Origin of the sequence: Psychrobacter immobilis (genome assembly GCF_904846175.1) — a bacterium.
Lineage (GTDB): Bacteria > Pseudomonadota > Gammaproteobacteria > Pseudomonadales > Moraxellaceae > Psychrobacter > Psychrobacter immobilis_E.
Map to the genome: position 1 here is coordinate 289,829 of NZ_CAJGZM010000002.1, position 24,975 is coordinate 314,803.

A 24,975-nucleotide genomic window follows, 5' to 3' on the forward strand; every position below is an offset into this window, starting at 1 on the left:
TTAGTAATGATGTAGAAATTAGTATTGAAATTATCAAGTAAGATGTTGCTTGATCTAAGATGTCTTAACGTTAGATGTTCTATCAAGGGAGACTCCAACCCGTATTTCGAAAAATATTAGAGTAATTTTTTCAAGAGTGCAAGCCTTTCTCTATTAGTCCAACGAGCAGTATGTATAAAATTTTCTAGTTAATATTAAAATGAATAATCAATAACGTACCAATAACTAGAAGGTGGTATTTAAATTAATAAATATTTAATGGGTTTTTATTATAAAGAAGGTTTTGAAGGCCTTTGCCGCATTAGCATCCATAAGATTGTAATTAAATATAAGGTATGTATTTTATAAATTATTGCTTATATATTGGCTTGATATAAATTATGAGCAATTTATATTGTATCTATTTGTAATTTTTAGCTTTTTAATGAGAATAGACGGATAGGGAAGCGTCAAGATCATGACGCATGACCTATTGAGGAATGTAAGGCTTTCAATTTATAGAGTAGTCGTCTGTTTGCAAGACACTAGTTCATCAAGAATTTATTGAACAGGTTTATCAATCTTGCATGGCTTAAATAGATCTAGAAGCTTCTACATAGAGTGATTTTGGTTAACTGAGTTATATAATTGGCTTTTTAGGAAATGAATGGTCACATTGTGAAGGTTGGTAATTTGATGCTTCGATAATCATCGAAATAACTATTTTTACAATATCAGAAGTGTGTTTATATTTTTATTATTGTTTTTTCTAGAGAGTGAGCTCTCCAACAATCTTGGAGCGGTAAAGCAAGGTCACGACTAAATCTCGCGACGATCAACTGCGAGCGGATGATCTAGTCAATCGCAACTCCACAGCTCATCGCCCTAACCAACTGTAGGTTGCGGACTTTACCTATATCAAGACAATTAGTGGTTGGGTTTATATCGCTTTTATTATTAATGTTTTTTCTCGTCCTATCGTCGGTTGGAAAGTATCTAATCGTATGAATACCGATATGGTGATGGCAGGGTTAAATCAAGCGATAATAGATAGAAACAAGCCCAAAAACGTGATTCATCACAGTGATAGAGATGTTCAGTATTTATCCATTCGCTACACTTCTAGGGTGACTGACTCTGGCATTAGCGCTTCTGTGGGCACGACTGGTGACTCCTATGACAATGCATTAGCCGAAACGGTTAATGGCCTTTATAAGTCTGAGGTGATTCATTATTTAAAGCAGAACTGGACTGGTGTGAACGATCTTGAACTGGCAGCCCTTGAATGGGTTGACTGGTTTAACAAAACACGGCTGCATAGCACGATTGGATATGTGTCACCCTTTGAGTTTGAAAAGCGATATTATGAGAATCTTAATCTGTTAGGTGAAGCTGCCTGACTCAAGTAAATCAGCCTCCGATATACTCGGGGCGGTTCAGACTAAGTGACGAGTCGTTTTTAGAATATCTACCTTTATCTATAATATATTTTGGGTATTTAGGAAAGAACTCTTCAACTTCGAAATCACTAACGCATTAGGTTAGTAAAAATTGAACCTGATGAGTCCTTGATAGAGCAAGTAAAGAAGCGTGTGGAGATGTCGCGCAACTACTACAATGTATTATTTGAATAATTACCAAACTAAGAGAGAAGTATTATGCGCGGAGTTAATAAAGTCATCGTCATCGGAAACCTCGGTGCAGATCCCGAGGCACGTCAATTTAATAATGGTGGTAGCGTTACCAATATATCAGTAGCGACCTCTGAGCAATGGACTGATAAACAAAGTGGCGAAAAAAGAGAAGCGACCGAATGGCATCGTGTTTCACTATTCAATCGTTTAGGTGAAATCGCCGCTCAGTATCTGCGTAAAGGTAGCAAAGTCTATATTGAGGGTAGCTTACGTACTCGTAAGTACCAAGCCCCTGACGGTAGCGACCGTTATGCGACTGAAATTCGCGCTGACCAGATGCAGATGCTAGATAGTAATGACGATAACAAAAAACAAATCAGTCATCCGGACCGTCAAAAGCCTCAGAACGACCAGGAAGCACCCAATATTAAAATAAATGTCAATCATGGGCTTCCACCTGGACCAGTAGATGACGATATTCCCTTCGCTCCTCACTTTGACGGTCAATTTTAAAATTTTGGAAATAACTATCAAAACATTTGAAGGGCTTGTAGTTGTAATCATCGGGGTACCCTAGGTTTTTTGTAACTATCATTTAGGATGAATACATACACAAAATCAAACAGTGTCTCATTAAATATCCATGGCCATCGTATTTTTTGGCTGACACCCTACAGCCCTGATTTAAATCCCATTAAAAAGAAATGGGCACAGGTGAAGTTTCTACGCCAAGGCTGGATGTAAAATGATTTGTCTAAATTATTTTATGATATTTGCCCTAGCCATAAAAATTTTATTTTGAACTGACTATATCGCCCCTAAATTATTTGTATTAAATTTTTTTAACTGATACCCTGATGTACATTAAAATAAACTTTTAATCAGAAAAAAGTTATTATTTATTTCCTCCATCTAAAGGATTTCTTTATGTCTTACGAAGCTCAAATAAGTCGTACAAAACCTACAGCTTTTTTATTCCTTGTTGATCAGTCTTACTCAATGACAGATAAGATGTCATCAGGTAAAAGTAAAGCTGATTTTGTTGCAGATGTTCTGAATAAAACTATAACTGAGTTAGTTGCTAAGTGTTCGAAATCCGAGGGCGTACGGGATTACTTTGAGGTAGGTATCATAGGTTATGGACATGAGACTGTTGATAATGCATTGCAAGGTGAGCTTTCTCAACAAGTCATTAATCCTATTTCAAAGTTAGAACAAAACCCTATAGAAATAGAAGAAAGAAAGAAGAAAATGGATGATGGTGCAGGTGGTATTATTGAATTAGATATTAAGTTTCCTGTTTGGTATAAGTCTGTTGCGAATGGTGGCACACCGATGCGCGCAGCATTGACATTAGCTGCTGAAGAATTGGTGAATTGGTGTGATAATAACCCTGAAAGCTATCCACCTACAGTTTTACATATTACAGATGGTGAATCCACAGATGGCAACCCTGAAGAGATCGCAGAGCAGTTGAAGAAAATATCAACAAACGATGGGGAAGTATTAGTATTTAATCTTCATGTAAGCACTTCAGGCGAAACGCCTATATCTTTCCCAGCAGGGGAGATGAACTTATCTGACTCGTATTCTAAAATGCTGTTTAGAATGTCAAGTTTATTACCTCCAGGCCTAACAAGTTATGCTCAAGAAAGAGGATATACTGTTAGCGGTGAATCAAGAGGATTTATTCTTAACGCTGAAGCCTCTGATATTGTTGATTTCTTCGATATTGGAACTAGGGCTTCTCAACTTAGATGATTAAACTACTTTTTTCTGAATCTATACCTAAGGAAAGTATCCTTGCGAGCTCTAATGAAGATGCCTTTAGATTTAGCAGTTTAAATCAGACCTTTTCTTTATGTGACGGTGCTAGTGAATCATTTGATTCTAAAAGCTGGGCTAATATTTTAGCCCAGCACTTCATTATGCAACCAGAGGTTTCTGAAGAATGGATGATGGAATGTATCCAAAAGTATATTAAGGGATTGGATTTTTCTAACCTTACAGCTAGTCAGTGTATAGCATTTGAAAAAGGCAGTTTTGCAACTTTGATAGGTGTTAAGAATGAAAATAATTGCATTAAAATTACCTGTATAGGAGATAGTTATATATTTTTCTTCAATAATCTTAGAAATAATTTTGAGAATATAGATGTACTTGAAGCAAAACAGGTTTTTCCAAAACCAAATTTTTCAGAGAATCCTACTTTATTATCCACAAAAATCATAAATAACAGTTTCTTAGATTTTAATAATTTAAAAAATACAGATTATTATAATGAGTTAGATTTAGAAGAACATAAAGACACTTACTTGGTTTGTGCAACTGATGCTGTGGCCGAATATATTTTTAAACACCTGGAAGGTTATGGGCATAAGAAAACTTTTGAGCTATTGAAAAGTTTTATACAAGAAAAAGATGAATTCAAGCAGCTTGTCGTTAGTTGCCGAGAATTAAAAACAATGGCAGTAGATGATTCAACTCTGGTGATATTGAAATGTGAGTATGATTAATGGCATATCCTAGAATTGATAAATATACCGAAGCGATTCAAAACTATCAAAAATTTATTGTTGATAAAGAACTTAGCACAGGTAAGCTAGCAAAAACTGGGTTTGGGCTTCCAATTGTTATCAGTGGTGGTTTTGCATTAACATATACTATAGAGACAAAAGGTAAAAAGTTTGCTGTTAGGTGCTTTCATAAAGAATCAAAAAATCTTGAGTTTAGATATAAAGAGATTTCTAAAAAAATAAACTCATTAAAATCAGACTATTTCGTGAAATTTGAGTTCCAGCAAGAAGGAATTATCGTTGGTGGCTCTAGATATCCATTAGTGAAAATGGAATGGGCTAAAGGTGAAACCCTTGGCGAGTTCATAGAGAATAACTATGATAATGCTTCGAAACTCAAAAACTTATTAGGCGCTATTGTAAAATTATCAGATTTTATTGAATCCCATGATATTGCTCATGGTGATATTCAGCCCGGTAACTTGATGATTGCGGATCAAGGTAATACCATTAAGCTTATCGATTATGATGGAATGTATATTGACAGCTTGGCATCTTTAGGAAGCTCTGAATTAGGACATATTAACTTTCAGCATCCTCAACGTAAGAACACTAACCCTTTCAATAGTAAACTTGATAGATTTTCATTTATTATGTTATGGATGTCTATTAATGCCTTGGTCGAAGATTCCAAAATTTGGAAAAAAACCAACTCAGATATGGATTCATTTGTTTTCACAGCTAACGACTACAATGATCCTGAAAAATCATCGGTTTTTCAACTTTTAAGTGCTAATTTATCTTTAGAAAAACATATCAAAGTCTTTGGTTATATATGCCAGCAAGCTATTAATGATATACCCTCGCTTGATAGTTTTATCAATCGAGAAATGAATGAAGCTTCTATCAAGTCTAATACAAGAATCACAACTAGCGCGCTGTCTAGTGATATGTATTATAGCCAGTACCCAGTTTTAGATGCTAATAATTATGATAAGTGTCTTGAAAGCATGGGTGATCAAGTTGAGGTTGTTGGTAGAATTACTGATGTTAAGGTTGCTAAATCAATAGCAGGTAAACCTTATATTTTTCTTAATTTCGGTGATTGGCGAGATGATATTTTTAAAGTTACTATTTGGAGTGAAGGCATTGATAAGATCGATGATATACCAGATAGAAGTTGGATTGGTAAGTGGATTAGCATTAAAGGCTTAATGGAGCCCCCTTACAATAATCCAAAGTTCGACTATAATCATTTGACTATTACAGTTAATAAAAATAACCAACTATCTATAATCAGTCAAAAAGAATACGATAGAAGAATTAATGCTAAAAATTATAACCATTCTAATTCGCAAGACTTGGCTTTAGATGCATTTATAACAAAAGATAAAACTGATGCTATTTCTATAAAGGATAATGCAAAAGTTATTGAAAATTTAATAGGTAATAAAGTCGAGCCTAAGTTAAAAAAACCAGTTAAAACTAATAATACAGTCAAAAAAACCACAAGCAGCAAAAGTACTAGAGTCTCTACTAGTTCTTCGTCAACGAAAAACAAGGATATCTTGAAAGAGATTAAGTCGGCTAATAAAGTGACTTCTAGCACTAACAGCAATTCATACGCTACTAGAACACAAGCGAGTCAATCAGCCAATATACCGGTTAAAGTCTCAAGTACTAATAGGAAGCCTAATGTTAATCCTACAAGCAATGTAAATAATCAGTTCCAACAGCCACCAAAAATTAAACCATACTCTAGTTCGAGTAATAATAATTTGGAAAAAAGTAAAAGCTCTAAAACAGATGGGAGTAATATTTTCGGTGTTATTTTTTGGATAGTTGTTATGATCATTCTTATTAGATCGTGTGCATAAATTAACTAATTTATGTTTATATCAATAATATTGATAGCTGACTGTTTTCTCTGGTAGGTGAGTAGATACTAAAAATGTCAAAAAGCGCATACCTATTATGATTAATGATAATAGATTTAGAGTGTATCTTGATTAGAAGAGAGTATTTTATAGCTATATCTTAAAACCTATATCTTATGTTGATTTAAACATTGAGGTTGATCTCCTATGTGAAAATAAATGTTTGAAGGTGTTTATTTACAGTCAATACTAAAACAAACATACGGTACAATCAGATAATGGCTAGTTTCCTGACCTCTATACCCTGCTTTCTCATACCAAGAAATATCTTGTTGATAAAATAATGTTGTTGTAAAACCAGTTATTACCAAATGCTGGTTACCTTTACCACTGCTAGAATGCTCTTTCGCAAAGCTATTCGAAAACTGCGCAACCTGTTGCCCCTTATTTGAGTAAAATCCGTCACTTTGCTTATGTTTCTGATAGCATCGTACGCTAAATAAACCAGTAAGGTCATTACGGTTTTCAGTCCAACCATTTCTACAAAAAATATTTTTAACAAAACTCCGTCCTGTCTCACTGACTAACGCCCGCGGGGTTAGCATCATTTCATCTAAACGCATAAATCGATGAAATCTTAAAACTTGAGGAGTGGGAACTTGTGGTAGCTCGATAGGTTCTGTATGAATAACTACTATTTTAGCGAGAGTAGAATTGTGATATTTATTATGTTGAAGTAGCGTCAGAGTTTTCTTAGATCTAGTCATTGCTACATATAAAGGTCTGCTATCGTTATTATTTTTCAATGAATTATTTGACGATTCCTCGTCAATGACATATACATGGTCAAATTCCATACCTTTCGCGCTATGGTAAGTGATAAGAATTACCTGAGTTTTATTATACAGTATGGACTCAACAGCATTGATCACCTGTTCATAAGTGACATCATGCATATTATGAATGCAGTGAAGTATTGCATCCCATGCTTTATCTACATGATTTAACTCTTGTCCCTGCCGCCAATTTTCTAGATGCTCATGTACATTACCAGTAATAATAGCTAGCCTGTCAGTACTTAAGTATTCAAATAGTTCTTGTCCTATCATGCTATTGATGGGAATAACTTGTTCATTTTCATTGTAGCGCTGACTAGGAATATTTAATGCCTCAAGATAATGTTGTATACCATCAAATATTGACCATTTGGGTGCAAGTATAGCTATAGTTTCAGAAACTTCAGTCTGACTCTCTTTAGCGGTCACTAATCGTTGCTGAATGTCAGACGCTACCCATGCTGCCATATCCACACCTTTAGTTTGTTGATAATAACCATGGCGAATAGGGGAGTCGGGATGAATATTAGTGGCTTTGACTTCATGATCAGTTTTTTTTAAACGCTCATCATTTGGCAATGCTGATGCTATAAAATCATTGGCTAAGCTCACTATATTATCAGCGCTACGATAGTTCTCCAGTAGGTAGTATTTTTGCTGAGTATTAACGTGATAGTTATCTTCAAACTGCTGTATATACTGAATACTTGCACCACGAAACGCATATAGGTTTTGGTCATCATCACCGACCACCATTAGATAACCGCGTTGCTCAAACTCATCTATATCTGAGCCATAGGCATCATCCATTCCTATGGCTTCAAATATTTCAGCATCATCACTATCTAGTATCTGTAAATCTGCCAATAGGCTTATCATTTCATATTGATATTCATCGATATCTTGAAACTCATCAACCATAATGTACTGGAAATGTTGAGGTCTTTCTTGTAACTGGCTAATAGCTTGTTCTATCATCCATTGATAGCGTGCATTATCACGCCGTTTTTGAATATTTTTTTCTTGGCTGAGGTATTTAATACGTTTAGTGATGTCGTCAAGAGCAGCATCTGGTGCGTCTTTTTCACTCATTCCTGTGATTTGCCTTGCCAATCCGTGAAAGGTTTCTATGGTCACGTCTATGGCATGATATCCAATAAGTTTATGTAGCCGTGTTCTGATTTCTGCTACTGCTAAACGGTTATATGCCAAAATCAATATTTTCTCAGGTTTTATCTCTTCTATCATCAGTAAATAGGCGACTCTATGTACTACTACTGTTGTCTTACCAGAGCCTGGTCCTGCTAGCACCATTGCTGCGCGATTAGTTTCTTTAACGATTTTAGTTTGAATATCACTAAAAAAATCAGGTAAGATCTCTTTTTCATAGTCTTTTATATAGGGTTTATTTACATCAATATCATTACCTATATAAGTATTAACCACCTCAGATAATGGCTTGCTAAAATAGTCTTCAATCAACGCTTGTTGAATAGAGGATTCAGATTGTAACCAAAAGTTCAACATATGGATACGTACACAGCGATCTTGATAGTGTTCTTGTAGATAACGATAGGCTGTTTCATGATATTTTGAGGTAGGTTTTCGATGCGCACCAATGAAAAAAATAGCATCTTGGTCATCATCTAAGCGACTAAGCTCAATCATCTCAAGTCTTTGTAAGGTTTCAAGCTGTGCAAGAATTTGATCAGGTGAGCGCTTTAGAGGAAGTGCAAGATCATCTAGGTTAAATGCTTGACTGTCACCATCCTTTTTGTCAGGTAGATTGATTAATAATTGGTTTTCAAATAGTGGAGTTAAGTCCTCTAGAAGCTGTTTAGCATAAATAATCCAACTTGCCCAACCATCTTGTAATTCTTCTTCGTATTGCCAAGTTTTGGTTTGATTAGAGGATGAGACAAAGACTTGTGTGGAACCATGGCTACGGATTTTTAGAATACCTAGGGCCCGAAACATTGGTAAGATATGACGTTTACAAGATAAATTATGTCGTTGCTGAGTTAGCCAGTTGTCTAAAGCCTTGGTATTAAGACGTGAAGAACCCTGCGTCTCTAGATCTTCAGAAGCATCAAGACCTCCATATGTGCTATTAATACAGTCTTCTAAGGCACTGATAATACGACTCAAGCGATTAAATTCACCCTTTAGATAACGATGAGTATATTTCAGGCGTATACGTACCACCACTTGCCATTGAGCATGACCTTGATTAACCAGATCTCTTAATAGCCTTAGTAAGGATTTAACTGAATAGCCGAGCGCCATTGCCAATTCGGGTAGGTGGTAACGAGTCAGCTGGTCGCTATCAGTAGTGCTAATAGTATCATCAGAGAGCTGCTGTAATTGTGTATACAGCTTGGCAATACGTGTATGCTCACTTGCTGGCGCTAGCTCAGCTAGCTTAATACTAATCCAAGCAGGTTGCTGTTCTTTTTCGATTAGTAATCCATAGCGTTCAAGAGCTAATAATGCCACCCGAACTTGGGTATTTAGCTGCTCAATCTCATTATCTGGTGCAAGTATTGATGCCAATGTGCTAGTTGGGAACCATTGATCTTCTAACGGTTTTTTAAGTGTTGGGCGTATCGCAGTCCAACAGTCTTTTAGGGTGTTTGTATTAGGAATACGCGACTGGCGTTCTTGAAAAAATAACGCATTGATATCTTCTTCTGACCATAGCATATAGGCTTCGCCCACCTCATAAGTTTTACGGGCAGCACGACCAATCTCTTGAATATAGGACTCAATATTATTCGGCGGTCCACTATGTATGACTGTATGGATGCCTTCTTTATCGATGCCCATGCCAAAAGCATTGGTACAGACCACCACATCAAGCTCATCGTTTTTAAACTTCTCTAGCACGCTCTTTTTTTGTACATCATCTAGCTTTGAATGATAAGCGGCAGCTGCTAAGTGTTGCTGGGCGAAGTCGTTGGCATATTCGTCACAGCCTTTACGATTACGTAGATAAACAATTGCTACCCCCTTTTCAGGGTGTTCCGGGTATTGGTTTTCATACCACGCTTTACGTTCACGTAAAATCTGATAAATATTAGTCTTACGAGCATCCTTTGGAATGTCTCTAAAATAAGCCTTGATATCATCCCGCCAAATTTTGAGTTGTTCTATTGGCGTACCATATTGCACTAAAGGTTTATTATCAGTCAGAGTTATTAATTTATTAACGAGCTCACTTTCTAAGTCGTCTTTTACCCGTGATGAAGCAGTAGCGGTGACCAAGCTAATAATAGGTGGTATAAAGTCAGGTGGCTTAGAATTGTAGGAGGTCAGATCAGAAAGATTAGATAAGATATTGTCATCAGTGTTGTTTCCAACTGTATTCAATAAATCAAGCTGAGGGATTACGTCTTTCGCAGCGTTTTTCATGTCAATTTGCTGTTGAAAGTGCTGTCTAAGCTCATCACTATAACAAGCCATCATATGGTCAGCGATACGCAAAAAATCAGGGCGAAAATCCGTACCCCATTGACTGAGGGTATGCGCCTCGTCTAGTACCCAAAATGTAGGCGGGCGGTTTTTTAGTAGTTGGCGAATACTATGAGTACGCAGTCGTTCTGGACTCAAATAGATAATGTCTATATCACCCTGCCAAATGCCGTCTAAGATTGTTTTTTGGGTTTCTATCGTTTGGCCAGAAGTCAGATAGGCGATTCTGCTTTCATAGTCGGGTAACTCAGAGTGTAAATTGACAACTTGATCTTCGATTAAGGCTTTTAACGGTGAGATGATTACAGTAAGTTGACGCTGATATTTACTTAATATTAGAGCAGGAAGCTGGAAAGTTAAACTTTTGCCACCGCCGGTTGGTAGTATGCCTAAAGGAATATCTTTATTGGTTAGAACTGCTTTTACAATAGACATTTGTCCGTCTCGCAAAGTATCAAAGCCAAAGAAATGCTGACATTCCTCATTAATCCAATCTTCGCTTGGCTCATTTAAATGCCAAAAAGCTTGCTCAGCATGTATAAAGCTTTGGCGATGGACAGAATGTTTTGTGATCCAGACGGGGCGGCGAGCTTGCGGTTTATTGAAGTATCTGAGCCAACTAATAAAAGTAGCTAGGCCAAGATTTTGCCATAAAGCTGGTTTGTTTTCCTTTAGATAGTTTTGTATTACCTCGCTATCTAGAATACAGCGCTCTAATAATAAAATGAGTTCATTTTTATTACCAGCTGGCAGGTCATCGAATATTATCTTTATATCAAAGACATTCTTTTTATCGATAGCGAAATAGTCATAATAACTAGCATTACTTAGTTGGCCTAATTGAGGTAATAGCTTATGGAAAAGAATCTGTATATTTGAAGATAAGTTTTTCCATGACTGAGCGCAGAGCTTGAATACACAGCGACTCTCTAAACAATCGAGGACAGGGTTATTGTAATCAACATTAGCCTTATAGAGCTTGGCTAACGCATGGCTTGGCTGATGTGGGATGAAAAGACAGCTAAGTATCAGTGTATCCCATGCTTTCCCTTGCCAATGATGTAAGGTCTTAGAATCAGCAAGTTTACTTAGCAAAAATTTATGCTTAGCATTGGGTGTTGATAATGCTTTTATTAGTAGCAATATGAGGTGCGGTAGATCAAACTCAATTAAGTGATGTCCGCCTAAGTAGCGCGCTTTATCTAATAAGTTATAGATAAGAAGCGTTTGTGTCTGGAATTGCTTAGCATCGAAACGCCAGTAGGTGTCATTAACCAAAAATGCACCGTCAATCAGTTGATTGTTTTTAGGGTTAATCTCCAAGTCGAGCCAAAGTGTACCATAGTGATCGAGCTGAGATAGTAATTCAGAAGGATCGTTTGCTGCTTGCAGCTTTTCAATATCTTTTGCCACATGTTCACGTAAGAATTCAGATAAACTGTTCAGTTGAATACTCTTAGGCATAAAATCTTGCGAGCTTCTTAAGCTACCAGTGGCTATGCTAGGGGGGGTATTACGAAGATTAAGATTCTGGTGGTCTAACTGTTGCTGCTGCGATAGCGCAGGATGAATAAACTCAGGTAGGTTTAACATGCTTTGATATTCTACATTATGAGCGGAAAATTGCACTATATCATATAATATCTTAAAAGTAGGTTAGCAATACTAGTATGAATCGCTATTATGATTTAACTTCTATAGTTATAACTCCTTATTTAAACCTATTAATTAGCATTTGCTAATTGGACAGCAGGGGCTCAAAGCACTTCAATTTCATCGCTAACAACTCATTATGAAAAACGATACTACTTGGAGATTTTAAATGCTAGTCAAGCCTGATTGGGACGTTTTTAAAGCTAAATTTCATAGCAATCCTCAAGAATATTTCGAGTGGTTCAGCTATCTATTATTTTGTAGAGAGTTTGACTTAGATAAAGGTTGGCATGGCTATAAAGATCAACCTGCGGTTGAAAAAGAACCTATTGAAAGAGGTGGAGAGGTTATAAGCTTTCAAGCTAAGTTTTACCAAGCTGAGTTGAGTAAGAAAAAGCCAGAACTATTTAAAATGCTTGAAGATGCTAGGCGTCATTACCCTCAACTAACTAAAATAATATTTTATACTAACCAAACATGGACTTTGAATTATCCTGAAAAAGTCAAAAGTGTTACTCAAACTGAAAAAGATATTGAAGCTTTAGCGTTGAGTTTAAACATAGAGATTGACTGGCGTACTAATGAATCCTTTTTTCACTCACCTTTTGTATGTGTAACTAATAATGACTTAGCTAGATATTTTTTTAATGATAACGATTATAAAGGTTGGAAACGATTTGGTGACTGGTCAAGTAAAAGTACTGATGTAGCAGCAGAGTATTACATAGATAAAGATGTCAAAATAATCTCACCAAATCACAATAATCTGAATTCAATAACTGTAGTCGAAGGCTTAAATGAGATTAGAGTCAAATTAGTTCAAAAAAACTCATCTATCCGCTTGGTAGGCTTATCTGGGGTCGGCAAGACTCGCTTTGCTCAAGCTTTATTTGATAAGCGAATAGGTGAGAGTGCACTCGATATTAGAAACGTCTGGTATTGTGACTTAGGTGACTCACCTGATCCAAATCCGCAACATTTTATTGAGCAAATGATTGAAGGGAATAAGCCTACTCTTGTTATCGTAGATAATTGTGGGCAAGAGTTACATTCATCTTTAACTAAGTCTATGAAAGATAGTGAGAAAATATCGCTATTAACAATTGAATATGATGTGAACGATGGCTTACCTGAAGAAACCAGTATTTATAGAATGCAACCGACAACAACCGAACTTTTAAAGAAGGTCCTAGAGAGACATTATCCTGAACTAGAAAGTATTAACATCAATAAAATTGCTGATTTTTCAGGAGGTAATTATCGATTGGCGTTAGCAATAGCTTCAAATATTGATAAGTCAGACAATTTGTCTATTTTGACAGATGAGGATCTATTCAAAAGGTTGTTTTATCAAAAAGGAGAGCTAAACGAAGAAGCACAAAATATCGGACAGATATTTTCATTAGTTTTCTCATTTAATGTTGAAGATAGCAATGAAACAGCATCGGAGATAAATATTCTATCAGAGCTAGCAGACGTCACACCAAGAAAAGCTTACCGATTAATAGAAAAATTACATGGTAAAGATATTGTTCAAGAACGTGGTGATTTTCGAGCTATTTTACCTCATGCCTTAGCTAATAACTTAGCAAAGCAAGCGATATTAGGGGTTTCAAATTCAGAGCTTAACCAGTTATTAATAGATACACCTGAAAGGTTTCAAACATCGTTTCTAAAACGCCTCAGTTATTTGCATGACAATGATAGAGTCAAAAGTCTTGTTAAGGGCTGGCTAGCACCTGAAGGTTACTTTGGCTCAAAAATATTAGATGAGCAATTAACAGAAAAAGATTTAAGGAACATCTCTTTACTTACTTCAATATGCCCAGATGAATTACTCGATGTATTAAAATTAAAGCATGACAAAGATAGTAATTTCCTATCAAATTCAAATCCAAATAGTTATGGTTTAGCTAAATTACTGCGTAATTTAGCTTATTTTGATAAAAACTTTGAAAAAGCTTTCTGGCTGTTATTTGAAATTGTAAAAACTGATGGAAATAACGACTCTCAAGATAACTCATTGGAAGAGCTGTTTAGTTCTCTGTTTAATTATCATTTATCTCAGACTGAAGCATCCTTTGCTACTAAAAAACGAATGATTGAGCAGTTGTTTAATAATGAGGGTTACCATAAATATATATTAGATATTATCGATAATGGGTTAGGCTCAGACACCCGTACAATCTTTATTTATGGTGATGAAAATGGCCTGGTTCAAACTTATAGTTATAGAGCAACCTATAATGAAATTTGGGATTGGTTTGATTTCTTATTAGGAAAATTGAATGTTTTAGATAATGAATACTTGAATGAATGCCGTAAAATATTCTCAAGCAATCTTAAAAGTATAATTTGGATCAGTGGTAGAACTGACGAAGCCATAAAATATCTAAAAATATTTCATGACAGGAAGCCATTTACATCAGCGCTGCTAGAAGTGAAAAAAATTATAAAATATCGTAGTAAGCAACTGGTAAATGTTCCAAATATTGTAGATGAACTTAGAGGGATTGAATGCTACCTAGAACCAGATAAAAATGAGGTATCATCTCTTATAAAAACTTATGTATTTTCGGCAGCCTCACACCTTTTCAATAGTAGTGCAAATTATAGTGATGAGTTAGGTTTATCTTTATCAGGTTTCACTGATATTGAAGATTTAATCAAATTTATTGGAAACAATTTAACTAGCCAAATAGTGAGAGACAATCTAAATGAATTTTTGACTTCAAGTAATCATTATGTGCGCGATATTGGAAATTCTGTAGCTATTGCATACTCAAGCATTGATGATTTTATCTCCGACTTGCAAGCTATAACACATACAGAACAGCCACTATACAATAGATTCTTTCTATCAGGATTATCGAAGGTACTAATAGAAAATGATTGGATTAGTTATACTAAACTTATAAATTACATTCTATCAGTACCATCGTTTCATATTATCGCACCTAGAGTAATGGCAGAAGTAAGTACGAAGAAAGAACACTTTGAATTTATTATTGATAAGATTACTCAATACTCAGAAGTTAATTTTAATTATTTAGGGGATCAACTAGCTTTTCAAAAGCTACATCAATATATTACACCCGAACTATTTGAGTTTGTTTTGGACAAGATGATCAGCTTGAATGAGGATAATATAGTTCTTGAAGCATTATTGTTCGATAGTAGGCATCATAAGATAATAGCTGATAAATATATTGATAAAATGTTAGAACTTTTACCAAAAGCTTTGGAGTCTCGAAATTATTACGATTATAGCCACGCATTACAATTTATGATGATGAATTCTGAAGATAGCAATCAAAAAATATTCGATATAGTTGAAGAATTGATTAATAATCAGAGTTATTTATCAAATTTAGAATCAAACTCACTTGGAGATATTTTAGAAGCCTTATTAGTTAGTAGTTCTAGTAAGCTTTTGAATTTGATATATGGTAATGACCAATTCAAATATATCATTATGAATAGAGGTCTTAAAGAGTTATTATTTAAAGTTAATGAAGCAGAAGTTTTAGTTTGGCTAGATAATCATCAAAATAAAATAGATTTTTGGTTTTCTAATTCGAAGTTTTGTCAAATTTCAGATGAAGGAGAGATTAAGTGGTTTAACCTTCTCAATGAACTATTACTTAAAAGCGGTGAACCTGAGGCTAATTTATCAAATATGATCGATAGCAATATAATTGAAGTATTTAGCTACAGTGGTAGTTATTCAGGAGCATTGAGTAGACGTTTACCTCTACTTCAAAGCTTAAAGCAGTATCTAAAGCAGCATAATCATGAAGAGCTGATCCCGCTAATCGAACAGAAAAAGGCTGACTTCCAAAAATATATTGAACAGGCTCAGAAAAAAGAAGCTAAAGAATCAAAAGAGCAGCAGGGTTTTGATTGGTAAGGTATTTGACAACTTTATATAAAAATGAGCTGGGATGTACTCAATAGAGGAAAAGCTGACTAAGTATATATCAAATGACTTATGCGAGAATTTTCATGAGTAATATACCTCTTTTTATTAAAATAAGTTTTTTTATTTTAAAAGGATACTCATAGTGCCTACAGCCGACTTTCAGCTCAATTTTCTAAAACGTATTCAGTGGTTGCTTGAGTCTAGCTCTTATACCTCGACCTATAAGTTTGCCTTACTAATAGCAACGGCTAACTTAGCTATAGAGTCTGGGGTTAATGATGGCAGAGAGTGCAGTATTTCTTATCAGCAGTTAGCTGAGCAGTTTGTTCAGCTTTACTGGACACAATCACTGCCGTTTCCACATCAAGATGATGACTCTGTATTGAAACAGAGTAATGCAGGGAGTCAAGCTAAGGTTATTACTAGCATACTGAAATTGCAACAAGAGACTAAAACTACCAGCATACGTGTAGCTTGTACGCGTGATATTAAAAAGTGGCAGTTAACGATTAAAGAAATTGCTCAGACCATCAAAAACAACCCGGCAAAGTATTTACAAAGTGCCCAAGATAAGGTCAGTCGCGAATTTCTATATGTTTATAAGCCTAAAGAAAACGCGATAATATTGATGCCTGGGATTGCATATTGCTTTACCCGTTTCAGTCAGATAATTCATAAACTTTGTCAGCAATATTGGACAGAGTTCGTGCGTAAGAACCGTCACAATCAATCTTATTTTAGCGATGATATTGACCTGCAACAATTTCTATTTAATCAATCAAGACAAAGTTTAAAGGTCTTAGAGTCTATATTAATTGATACCCAACAAGGGCAGTGCTTCTACTGTAATAAGCCACTTAAAAACGACATCGAAGTTGATCATTTCATTCCTTGGTCGAAATACCCCATTGATACCACTCATAACTTTGTACTCACTGATCATAAGTGTAATAACAGCAAACGTGACTATCTGGCTGAAGAATTATTTTATGAGAAGTGGTTAGAACGTAATCAACAGCACAGCAATACGATTGAAAAGGAAGCAAAAACCATAGGTTTTATAACCAACCAGCAACGCTCAGAGACGATTAGCCAGTGGGCTTATCAAATAGCGGTGGAGCATGAGGATTTGGTCTGGTCACCAAAACCAGGTATAAAGTTGCGGCCAATTAATCCTGATGCACTACCACAGCTTAGAGCCTGATAAATAGATATGTCACCTTATGATCAATCAATTATCTAAAAGAACGCTTAATTATTATGATAAAAATACCGTTGAGTTTGCTGGTCAAACGGTAAGTATAGATATGCATGATTTATACGAGCTATTTATTAATCAGCTCCCTCAAAGAGACATGCAATGTATTTTAGATGTCGGCTGTGGCTCAGGTAGAGATGCGGATTATTTTGCTAAACAGGGCTATGACGTAACAGCAATAGATGCCAGTGCTAAGTTAATTCAGTGGGCTCGGCAACATCATATATCGAGCAGAATTACTTGGTATGATCTAGACTTTTGCAGTATTGAAAAGCAGGCTTGGGAAAATAAGTTCACTGGTATTTGGGCTTGCGCCTCATTGCTACACGTACCTTTTCTCGAGCTACCTTGCATTATAGAGTCATTGTTAGATACCTTGACTGATGAAGGCGTAATGTACTTGTCATTTAAATATGGAGAAGGGGAGCGAGTAGATGAGAAGCGTTTCTTTTGTGATATGGATGAAGCACGCTGGAAAACCATTGTAGCTAAAATACCGCAAGTGATTGAATGTGATATATGGTTGTCGGCCGATAAAAGAGCCGACTGTAAAGATACATGGTTCAATGTGATGATCAAACGAAAGAATGATCATATTAGAAGTTCTGCAAGACGATGAGTAACAACTGACAATAACTGATATAAAACTTGGCGGGTAGATATGAGTGAGTCAATGGAACTTTTAAGGTTGTTTGAATCAGATAGCCGAATGAATAAATACCAAAACTTATTTAAACAGCTCATCTATGTTTTGTCAGAAGAAAACATTGAGTACGTGGTTATTGGAACAGTTGCATACTCGGAGTATGCACCTCCTCGTGCGACTACCAATATTAATTTCAGGGTTTCTGAAAGTGACTGCTGTAAACTTGAAAGCGTCCTTAAAAAGCATGGCATTGATTTTATATGGAATGCCTACCAACAGCTCATCATTGCTGTCAAAGATGATAGTGATGAGACTAAAAAATATCCTCTTGAACTTTCATTCCAAAGCGCCCCTAAAGCTCTTACACTTTGTCAGTCTATACCTAAAGAGATATTTGGCGTGGCTGATATACTTGTCGCCAGCCCTGAAGTATTAGTAGCATTATGGTGTCTGGCAGTGAGTAATGGTTATTATAAATCTTATTACGATGCCCAAATGATGATTAAGCTACAGTTAGCTGATGTTGATAGATGCATTGCTGTGATTGAAAGTCTTCATGAAACTAATGCCAATAAAGTATTGCGTTCAATTCTCACAGGTAATGCTATGTATGTCGATACGATCAATATGGATGAAGCGCTTATTATGGCGTCTGATCTAATCCAAACTCATGAAGAGATTGAGCTGGCTAAAGCTCATCGTTATCAAGCGGCGCAAGAGCGTCGGCGTCAATTGTATGAGGGAATGCAACAGGAAAAATAATACGATGGTTTTCGCTTTTATGATACTGATGCTACAAGCCGGTAAAATGGGCGAACAATAAAAGCGCTAGCTTGATGATACGTATATTTAAGAAGACTGATCTAAAGCATTCTTACAAGCCTCAGCTAGATAAGGATCAACCGTATCTTGTTTCAATAGCCATTTAAGATAGCCAGTACCCTCAGAACTAGTGGCTAAATCTGCAATAGCCTCACCTTTATGCTTACCAAAACTCATATGCGTGGGTACGCGCGCCATTTCACTAAATTCATATAAGCTCTTCACATCACTTATCTCATAACTTTGGCTATTCGCCAAATCAATCAGACTACCAAGCACCAGCTCAGTGAAGTAAATATCAGCAATGGCAGTATGAGCATCTCTTGCTTGAGCACGGGCTATATCACGGTGAAAGTGATAGAGGAGGGATACTAGCTTATGGCTTTCAAGCGTAGGAAGTAGAAAGTTAACCATTGCATTGGTACAAATTAACTTAGGCTCATGGGTCACGCCAGCATTTTTAAGAACGGACATGTCAAAATCAATATTATGACCAACCAAGTACTCAACACTGCTAGGTAGCTTAAAGTCTGTATGAGGTGGTTCATCCGCCACATCCTCATCACAGATGTGTGATATCGCCATAGAGCCTAGGCTGATTTCTTTCAGAGGATTAAAACGTTTCGCTCTTGGCGCTTGCAACACAGTCACCTTGCCATTAATGATATCAACAATAGAGTAGGCGGCTTCCGTCATGTGCGGCTCAACAAGCCCTGTGGTTTCGGTGTCGAGTATGTATGTGGTCATAATTGGCCTTTGCAGAGGTGAAATAATTTGTTCAGCTGGCGTATACGCCTAGCTAATACAGCATCCGTTATATGATTGAATCTATAGTTCTAATCAGAGCATTATTAAGACCCATCGAAGGCTACAAGTATCGTTGAGTTTTCATTAAAGCATCACCTAGCTTTATTTCCCACAATAAGCGTTGGGTTACTTACGTTTTTTGCCTTTGGCTTCTAAATCTTTAGAGCTTATGCGCTTTTCTTGAGTAAATGTGACAGTCTTTGAGATCTTACCGACAGGCGCTTTCAACTTAACCACTTTGTTGCTTTCAAAATAAGCAAGAAATGCCTTTTGTTGTTCTTCAACGACCCACCCATTACCAAACCCATCTATCTCCGTCGAAAATGTCTTAGACTTTTTATCCTTGGCTGATAGCGTTATCTCGCACTTAGTGAGACTGCAATCTGATGCAGTGTATTCATCAGGGATACCAATAGACGCCTCATAACCTGATTCAACTGTATTAGAGATAACGACGCTAAAACCATCCTTGTCCGAAGCAATGGACGCCGCCACAAAACTTCTGTCAAAATCATCGTCACCTGATGAGTAGTCCCATTTTTCCGCATTAGCCCCAAAAGAAATCATTACAGTAACCAATCCTAACATCAAATTTTTCATTTTATGCACCTTTTGTTTGAAGCGCGCTCACTGCGACCGCTCTTGTGTTCTATAATTCGTTGCAAATCGCTACTACCACTCTTCAAAAACAATGTTTGCATGCTCAAATACAAGTTTGACAGCAGAGGTCAGAAATCTGCTTTACTATCTCTCTTTTATTATCCATTTACCAAACTTAAAACTCTCGTTATATTTAATTTTTATACTGTTATTAAAGCTATAAACACATTCTGTATTAATCATAGTGTTTGCATTATAGATTTTTTCCGTATTAAGACCTTTACGCTTTATAAAAATTGACTTCGTAATACGTTTGTTTGAAATGCTTGCATATTCACCATCACGATCTATAGGAAAACCACACTGAGTACAAGAATTAACAATAAAATCTTTATTAAGAATTTGACTGCGTATTTTTTTTATAGGTGAAAAAAGATACTTTTCAGCAAAATATTTATTAATATTTTCAATTTCTTTAGCGCTACATTTTTTTATTTTCTTAGAACGTATTTTATAGTTTTCCTTAAACCGCACTTCTGCAACTATCTTGCTAGAGTGACTGCATATGCTGCAAAATCCATTGCTTAATGCTAAAAACATTTCAACGATAGGGCTATTTTTAAGTCTGAACTTTGTAGAAGTAAATCGCTCACAAGGTATGAAAGTTATACCTTGTGATACTAATCTTTGTATAAAATCATCTAATGGTAGCGTAATAGGTTTGAATGAACGATGATTATACTGGCTATTGTTACTATCTAACTTATTCACGTTATATACCATATAATTTTGTCCGTTCTGCATCTTGTTATTATAAACAGAGAAGACAGGTAGATCTTTCGTACTGTAGGTATAATCGCCTGTAATTGCATTTGTCTCTTTCATTGAGCCACTTCTGAGCAACCATGCACACCTTACCCCCGACTGCGCATACTTTTCTTGTCTGCGTCTTGTTTCTATAAAGGTTTGAGGACTCCATTGCACTTCAATAGCAATCTTGGCTTTGCCTTTTTCTGCGTAAATATCTGCTACCCACTCCTCACCACTAGGTGTAACCCCTCTTTTTTCGACTTTTACATCCCAACCGTTTCTACCTAATTCTTTCATAACAAGGTATTTAATATGTATGTGTTCTGCAGTTTCACCACCAGTAGAGCAGTTAGAATCCTTAGGTTTAATTTTATGAGCAAAAAACTGTGTGCCTAGCTTACTTGTCTTCAGCGTTGCTTGGTTGCCACAGCAAACCATGTTAAAGCTAGAATTTTTATCTTCTTTTAAAGCTATCCAGTCTTTTAGGCTGTATACAAAACTATGAATTTGTTTATCATTCTTTATACAAGTAAAAGCCATATTGATCTCCAGTTTTTTACTTTTTAACTACTGGTATCACGATTTAAACTTACCTAATACTGAGCAATATGAACAGCCCTAGTATGGTCCTATTCTCTCAGAGTGTTGAGTCTCCGAATATATTGGGGCGGTTCACATATATGATTTAGTTCATTAAGATTCAAATGTATTGAGTGATGATTAGAGTTCAAAAGTACAAGTTACACTATTGCCTTCAGCATCGAAAGATCCTAAGTTATGAAGATCATCACTATATTCAGAATCAAAAAAAATATCGAAGCTTTTAGCGATACCGACATCACTTGAGGCGCCAGCATTAGCCTGGTCAGTGATGGAGTAGACATAAAGCGGTTGATACCCTGGTTTGTGCCATCTATAAAAATACTGTGAGGATAAAGAACTTTCAGCTGTATCGCAGTTCGATTTCACTCGAGTAAGCTCACTTTCTCTAAATAGATCTTCAATTTTATATACCTTACTACCTGTCTCATCTTCCATTACTGATTGACCAGAGCCAATAGTTATTATTTCTGGTTGTGCCCTAGTACCCCTTATTCTCATGCCACCTACATCATCTAATTCACCCCAAATATAATAACCATTTTCTTCAGGTAAGTACTCATCTTTAGTAGGTGTTTTAGGATCCCAATCTTTAATATTAGGTGTGTTTGCTAATGTATCCCAACTCCACTCTGCATTTGGCTTAAGCGCAAGCGAGTCAGTAATGCTGGCAAATCTAGGTGGGTTTTCTTCAACGACAACCTCTGCCTCTTCTGCTGATTTCTCGGTTTCAACTGCATCCGTTGAGGCAGTCACGACAGGTTCTGTGGTAACTGCCTCTTTAGCAGTGGGTTCTGGCTTAGTCTCCTCAACGGCGGCTTTGTCAGAACAACCAGATAAAGCAATAAAGCCCATAAAAACAGCAGCTGAAAGTAGACGATTTGATAGCACTATATAATTCCTTTAAAAGTAGTTAATAACTATTCATAAATAGCAAAACGCATTTATTGTGGGCAGGCTACTTTTTTATCTGACTTATTAATACAAACCGTCTGCTCATTGATAGTCGCAACTTCTGCTACACCATCTTCGAATATGAAATAGTTGGCACCCATATAATTGACGCTATACCGTTCAATATTACTATCAGCGTATTTAAAAGGAATGATGGTTTTATTCGTGCCATCAATGAAGCCCCACTTATTACCTTTTAAGACGCCCGCGACGCCTTCTTTAAATGGACGTATTTCATCATAAACAAAAGGTATAGCGACTTTACCTGTCTTAGTGATATAGCCCCATTTCCCGCCTTTTTCCATACCAGCTAATCCTTCAGAGAAACCGTAGACGCCACCAAAGTGACCGTTTGTTCCATTATACTGCGGAGCAATAATTTCTTTACCCTCTTTATCGATAAAACCCCATTTACCTGCTTTTGACATCACAGGTGCTGCGCCTTCACTAAAGGATTCAATAGAACTGTATTTATTACTAAAAGGCATAATGATTTTGTTAGAAGTATCGATAATTCCTAATTTTCCACCTTTGGCAACTATGATACGACCTTGCGATGGAGATTCAGCCCATCTCTCATCGTATTTGCTATCAGGATCTCCTAGGCTGTCATAGACCATTGGCACAACCAGTTTACCTTGAGTGTTCATATAGCCGATTTTGCCATTTTTCATCACTGCAAAGACACCGTTTTCAATACCATAGTAGTCTACATTCTCATAACCTTTTAAACTTAGTAGTGCCTTTCCTTGCTTGTCCAATAAGGTTTGCACGCTATAGTCAGCGTTGTGTCCAACAAAATATTTATCATCTGCTGTGCAAGATACTTCAGCGTATTTTGTTTTTGGTGGCTTGCAGTTATCTACATAAGCTTGGGCAGATAATGTAAAAGAGCAAAGGCTAAGTGCAGCAGCCAGAGAAAGCAAACGGCTAGGGGATAAAATCATAAGTTGTATTCCTTGTTATTGAATGAAGATGTTTTTTTTAAACTCGATTCGTATTCGAAATTATATCGCTTAATTTAGCGTTAAAATATTGATCCGACGAACGGTAGTTGCGGGTTTATCCCTCAAAATAAGAGACTTCACAGGTATAAAGTAAGATATAAAACCTTTTTTATTTTTACTATCTTGTCACTTTAACTTTGAGAAATGACGTTATGGGTGTAGACCGCTTTTATGTTTGACTATGGATCTATCAGAGCAAATCAGAATAATTTGCATAGTTTTTTCGCTTAAGCTCTTTACCATTTTTATCAATCGTAATCGCCGCAATTTGACCGTCCTCACCGTCTTGGTACACAACCATAGTACCGTTTTCAAAATAGCCACCAATGACATCGGGTGAATCTCCACCTGGTTCAAGAAAAGCATGATCATATTGTGGTTCTATAACGACTTTGCCTGAGGTATCAACGAATCCCCACTTAGCGTTGTCATAGTCACCTTTAGCGACCGCAGCTAGCCCTTCAGAGAAGTCCATTGCCTGATCCCAAATGGGTGCAATTATTTCTTTGCCTTTAGCATTAATAAAGCCATGTTTTTCTGAGTTTGCCGGTGTAAAGCTCGCCAAACCATCTTTAAATTCCCCTAAATGGTTGTATTTAAACCCAAGGACCGTTTTACCAGAATGATCAATTGCGCCGTATTTGTAGTCTTTTGATACTGTTGCTAGAGCGTTAGAAAAATCTGAGGCACTTTCATATTTAAAAGGAATAACTGTGTTTCCTTCTTTATCCATATATCCCCATTGGTCTTTATTTAGAATAGCGACCACGCCTTCACTGAAATCTCTTGCATCCAGCATCCAGCCATAATCTGCTTCGATATTTACTGGGATCACAAGCTCGCCTGAGTTGTTAACGTATCCAATGTAATAGCCGCCGTCAGAATCAGACTTTAGATTCTTTTTGAGTAGATAAGCCATGCCATCATGGAAATCACCGCAGAAGTCATACTCTGCTTTTAAGATAATCTTTCCTTCACTATTTTTAAAGCCACATACTTCTGAATACTCACCATTAGCCACAGTATATTGGACCAATTTAGAATCAGTCTTTACAGTTGGTGACTCATCTGACTCTGGTGCCACTTCTGTATTCGGCTTTTTATTTAATTCTGTCTCGATTTTTTTTGATTCGACGCTCATATTATCGGTAGTATTTACGGTGTCTGGAACGGACTCGTTTTTACTACAACCACTAAGGGCAAGGCTTGCCATTACTGAAAAAACAATAAATTTTCTTCCTAACATCCTAATTGTCCTTTTTATACTCTTATATTGTTTGCTGAAGATTTAGCGCTAATTTGACGTCAAATTTCAGTAGTAAATAGCTTTTTAATTTTAATAACGCTGCTGAACCGCTACTTAAAAAAAGAAACTGTTTTGATACATGACGCATATCCACTTTAATAAAATGGTTATATTCTAGCAATAATTAACTTAGTTTCATATACAAACATTAGTTTAATTCAAGGTGAATTTGATAAAGGAAATAAGGGTTATTTTATTTAGGTTTAAGAGGCAAGTAGGTGGAATAATTATTCAAGATATAGACATCAACTTTAGTGCTATTAATCAGTACAAAAAC

General features: G+C 36.2%; 16 protein-coding genes and 1 pseudogene. 10 read left to right on the plus strand and 7 right to left on the minus strand.

Features of this window, described 5'->3' with window-relative positions:
• Nucleotides 1-785: 785 nt before the first annotated feature.
• The 6 genes and pseudogenes from JMW39_RS03770 to JMW39_RS03795 all read left to right on the plus strand — a co-directional run.
• Nucleotides 786-1,379, plus strand: a pseudogene (locus JMW39_RS03770) (IS3 family transposase); the annotation flags it as partial.
• A 258-nt stretch (nt 1,380-1,637) separates the two neighbouring features.
• Nucleotides 1,638-2,126, plus strand: a complete 489-nt coding sequence (gene ssb / locus JMW39_RS03775; RefSeq protein ID WP_201543966.1) for a single-stranded DNA-binding protein — start codon at nt 1,638-1,640, stop codon at nt 2,124-2,126.
• A gap of 87 nt (nt 2,127-2,213) precedes the next feature.
• The gene (locus tag JMW39_RS03780; RefSeq protein WP_201543968.1) at nt 2,214-2,357 is read left to right on the plus strand and encodes a hypothetical protein; all 144 of its coding nucleotides are present in this window, start codon (nt 2,214-2,216) and stop codon (nt 2,355-2,357) included.
• Between the two features lie 183 nt (nt 2,358-2,540).
• The gene (locus JMW39_RS03785) at nt 2,541-3,374 is read left to right on the plus strand and encodes a vWA domain-containing protein (protein WP_201543970.1); all 834 of its coding nucleotides are present in this window, start codon (nt 2,541-2,543) and stop codon (nt 3,372-3,374) included.
• Entirely contained in the window at nt 3,371-4,129 is a 759-nt protein-coding gene (locus JMW39_RS03790) for a hypothetical protein (protein WP_201543972.1), read from the plus strand. Before JMW39_RS03785 ends, JMW39_RS03790 begins: the two co-directional genes overlap by 4 nt.
• Nucleotides 4,129-6,006, plus strand: coding sequence for a protein kinase domain-containing protein (locus JMW39_RS03795; RefSeq protein WP_201543980.1), 1,878 nt, complete (start codon nt 4,129-4,131; stop codon nt 6,004-6,006). The genes JMW39_RS03790 and JMW39_RS03795 overlap by 1 nt, the downstream gene beginning before the upstream one ends.
• Before the next feature lie 233 nt (nt 6,007-6,239).
• Here JMW39_RS03795 and JMW39_RS03800 read toward each other — a convergent pair whose 3' ends face one another.
• Nucleotides 6,240-11,906 carry a UvrD-helicase domain-containing protein gene (locus JMW39_RS03800; RefSeq protein WP_201543982.1) on the minus strand — a complete coding sequence of 1,889 codons (5,667 nt, stop codon included), beginning with the start codon at nt 11,904-11,906 and terminating at the stop codon, nt 6,240-6,242.
• Nucleotides 11,907-12,135: 229 nt separating this feature from the next.
• On the opposite strand from JMW39_RS03800, the gene JMW39_RS03805 reads away from it, so the two are divergent.
• The 4 genes from JMW39_RS03805 to JMW39_RS03820 all read left to right on the plus strand — a co-directional run bounded on the left by JMW39_RS03805 (nt 12,136) and on the right by JMW39_RS03820 (nt 18,554).
• Complete coding sequence (locus JMW39_RS03805) at nt 12,136-15,876, plus strand: hypothetical protein (RefSeq protein WP_201543984.1); 3,741 nt, start codon at nt 12,136-12,138, stop codon at nt 15,874-15,876.
• 154 nt (nt 15,877-16,030) lie between these two features.
• Nucleotides 16,031-17,092 (plus strand): HNH endonuclease, encoded by a 1,062-nt coding sequence (locus tag JMW39_RS03810; protein WP_201543986.1) that lies wholly within the window; start codon nt 16,031-16,033, stop codon nt 17,090-17,092.
• A gap of 19 nt (nt 17,093-17,111) precedes the next feature.
• Nucleotides 17,112-17,765, plus strand: coding sequence for a class I SAM-dependent methyltransferase (locus tag JMW39_RS03815; protein WP_201543988.1), 654 nt, complete (start codon nt 17,112-17,114; stop codon nt 17,763-17,765).
• Between the two features lie 42 nt (nt 17,766-17,807).
• Nucleotides 17,808-18,554, plus strand: coding sequence for a hypothetical protein (locus JMW39_RS03820; RefSeq protein ID WP_201543989.1), 747 nt, complete (start codon nt 17,808-17,810; stop codon nt 18,552-18,554).
• 87 nt (nt 18,555-18,641) lie between these two features.
• On the opposite strand, the gene JMW39_RS03825 is transcribed toward JMW39_RS03820, so the two are convergent.
• The 6 genes from JMW39_RS03825 to JMW39_RS03850 all read right to left on the minus strand — a co-directional run bounded on the left by JMW39_RS03825 (nt 18,642) and on the right by JMW39_RS03850 (nt 24,638).
• Complete coding sequence (locus tag JMW39_RS03825; protein WP_201543991.1) at nt 18,642-19,361, minus strand: 3'-5' exonuclease; 720 nt, start codon at nt 19,359-19,361, stop codon at nt 18,642-18,644.
• A gap of 186 nt (nt 19,362-19,547) precedes the next feature.
• Complete coding sequence (locus tag JMW39_RS03830) at nt 19,548-20,021, minus strand: hypothetical protein (RefSeq protein ID WP_201543993.1); 474 nt, start codon at nt 20,019-20,021, stop codon at nt 19,548-19,550.
• 144 nt (nt 20,022-20,165) lie between these two features.
• Nucleotides 20,166-21,371 (minus strand): competence protein CoiA, encoded by a 1,206-nt coding sequence (locus tag JMW39_RS03835; protein WP_201543995.1) that lies wholly within the window; start codon nt 21,369-21,371, stop codon nt 20,166-20,168.
• Nucleotides 21,372-21,551: 180 nt separating this feature from the next.
• A complete protein-coding gene (locus tag JMW39_RS03840; protein ID WP_201543997.1) occupies nt 21,552-22,322 on the minus strand; it encodes a hypothetical protein in 771 nt (256 codons plus the stop codon).
• A gap of 53 nt (nt 22,323-22,375) precedes the next feature.
• A complete protein-coding gene (locus JMW39_RS03845; RefSeq protein WP_201543999.1) occupies nt 22,376-23,332 on the minus strand; it encodes a WG repeat-containing protein in 957 nt (318 codons plus the stop codon).
• 250 nt (nt 23,333-23,582) lie between these two features.
• Nucleotides 23,583-24,638 carry a WG repeat-containing protein gene (locus JMW39_RS03850; protein WP_201544001.1) on the minus strand — a complete coding sequence of 352 codons (1,056 nt, stop codon included), beginning with the start codon at nt 24,636-24,638 and terminating at the stop codon, nt 23,583-23,585.
• Nucleotides 24,639-24,975 lie beyond the last annotated feature (337 nt).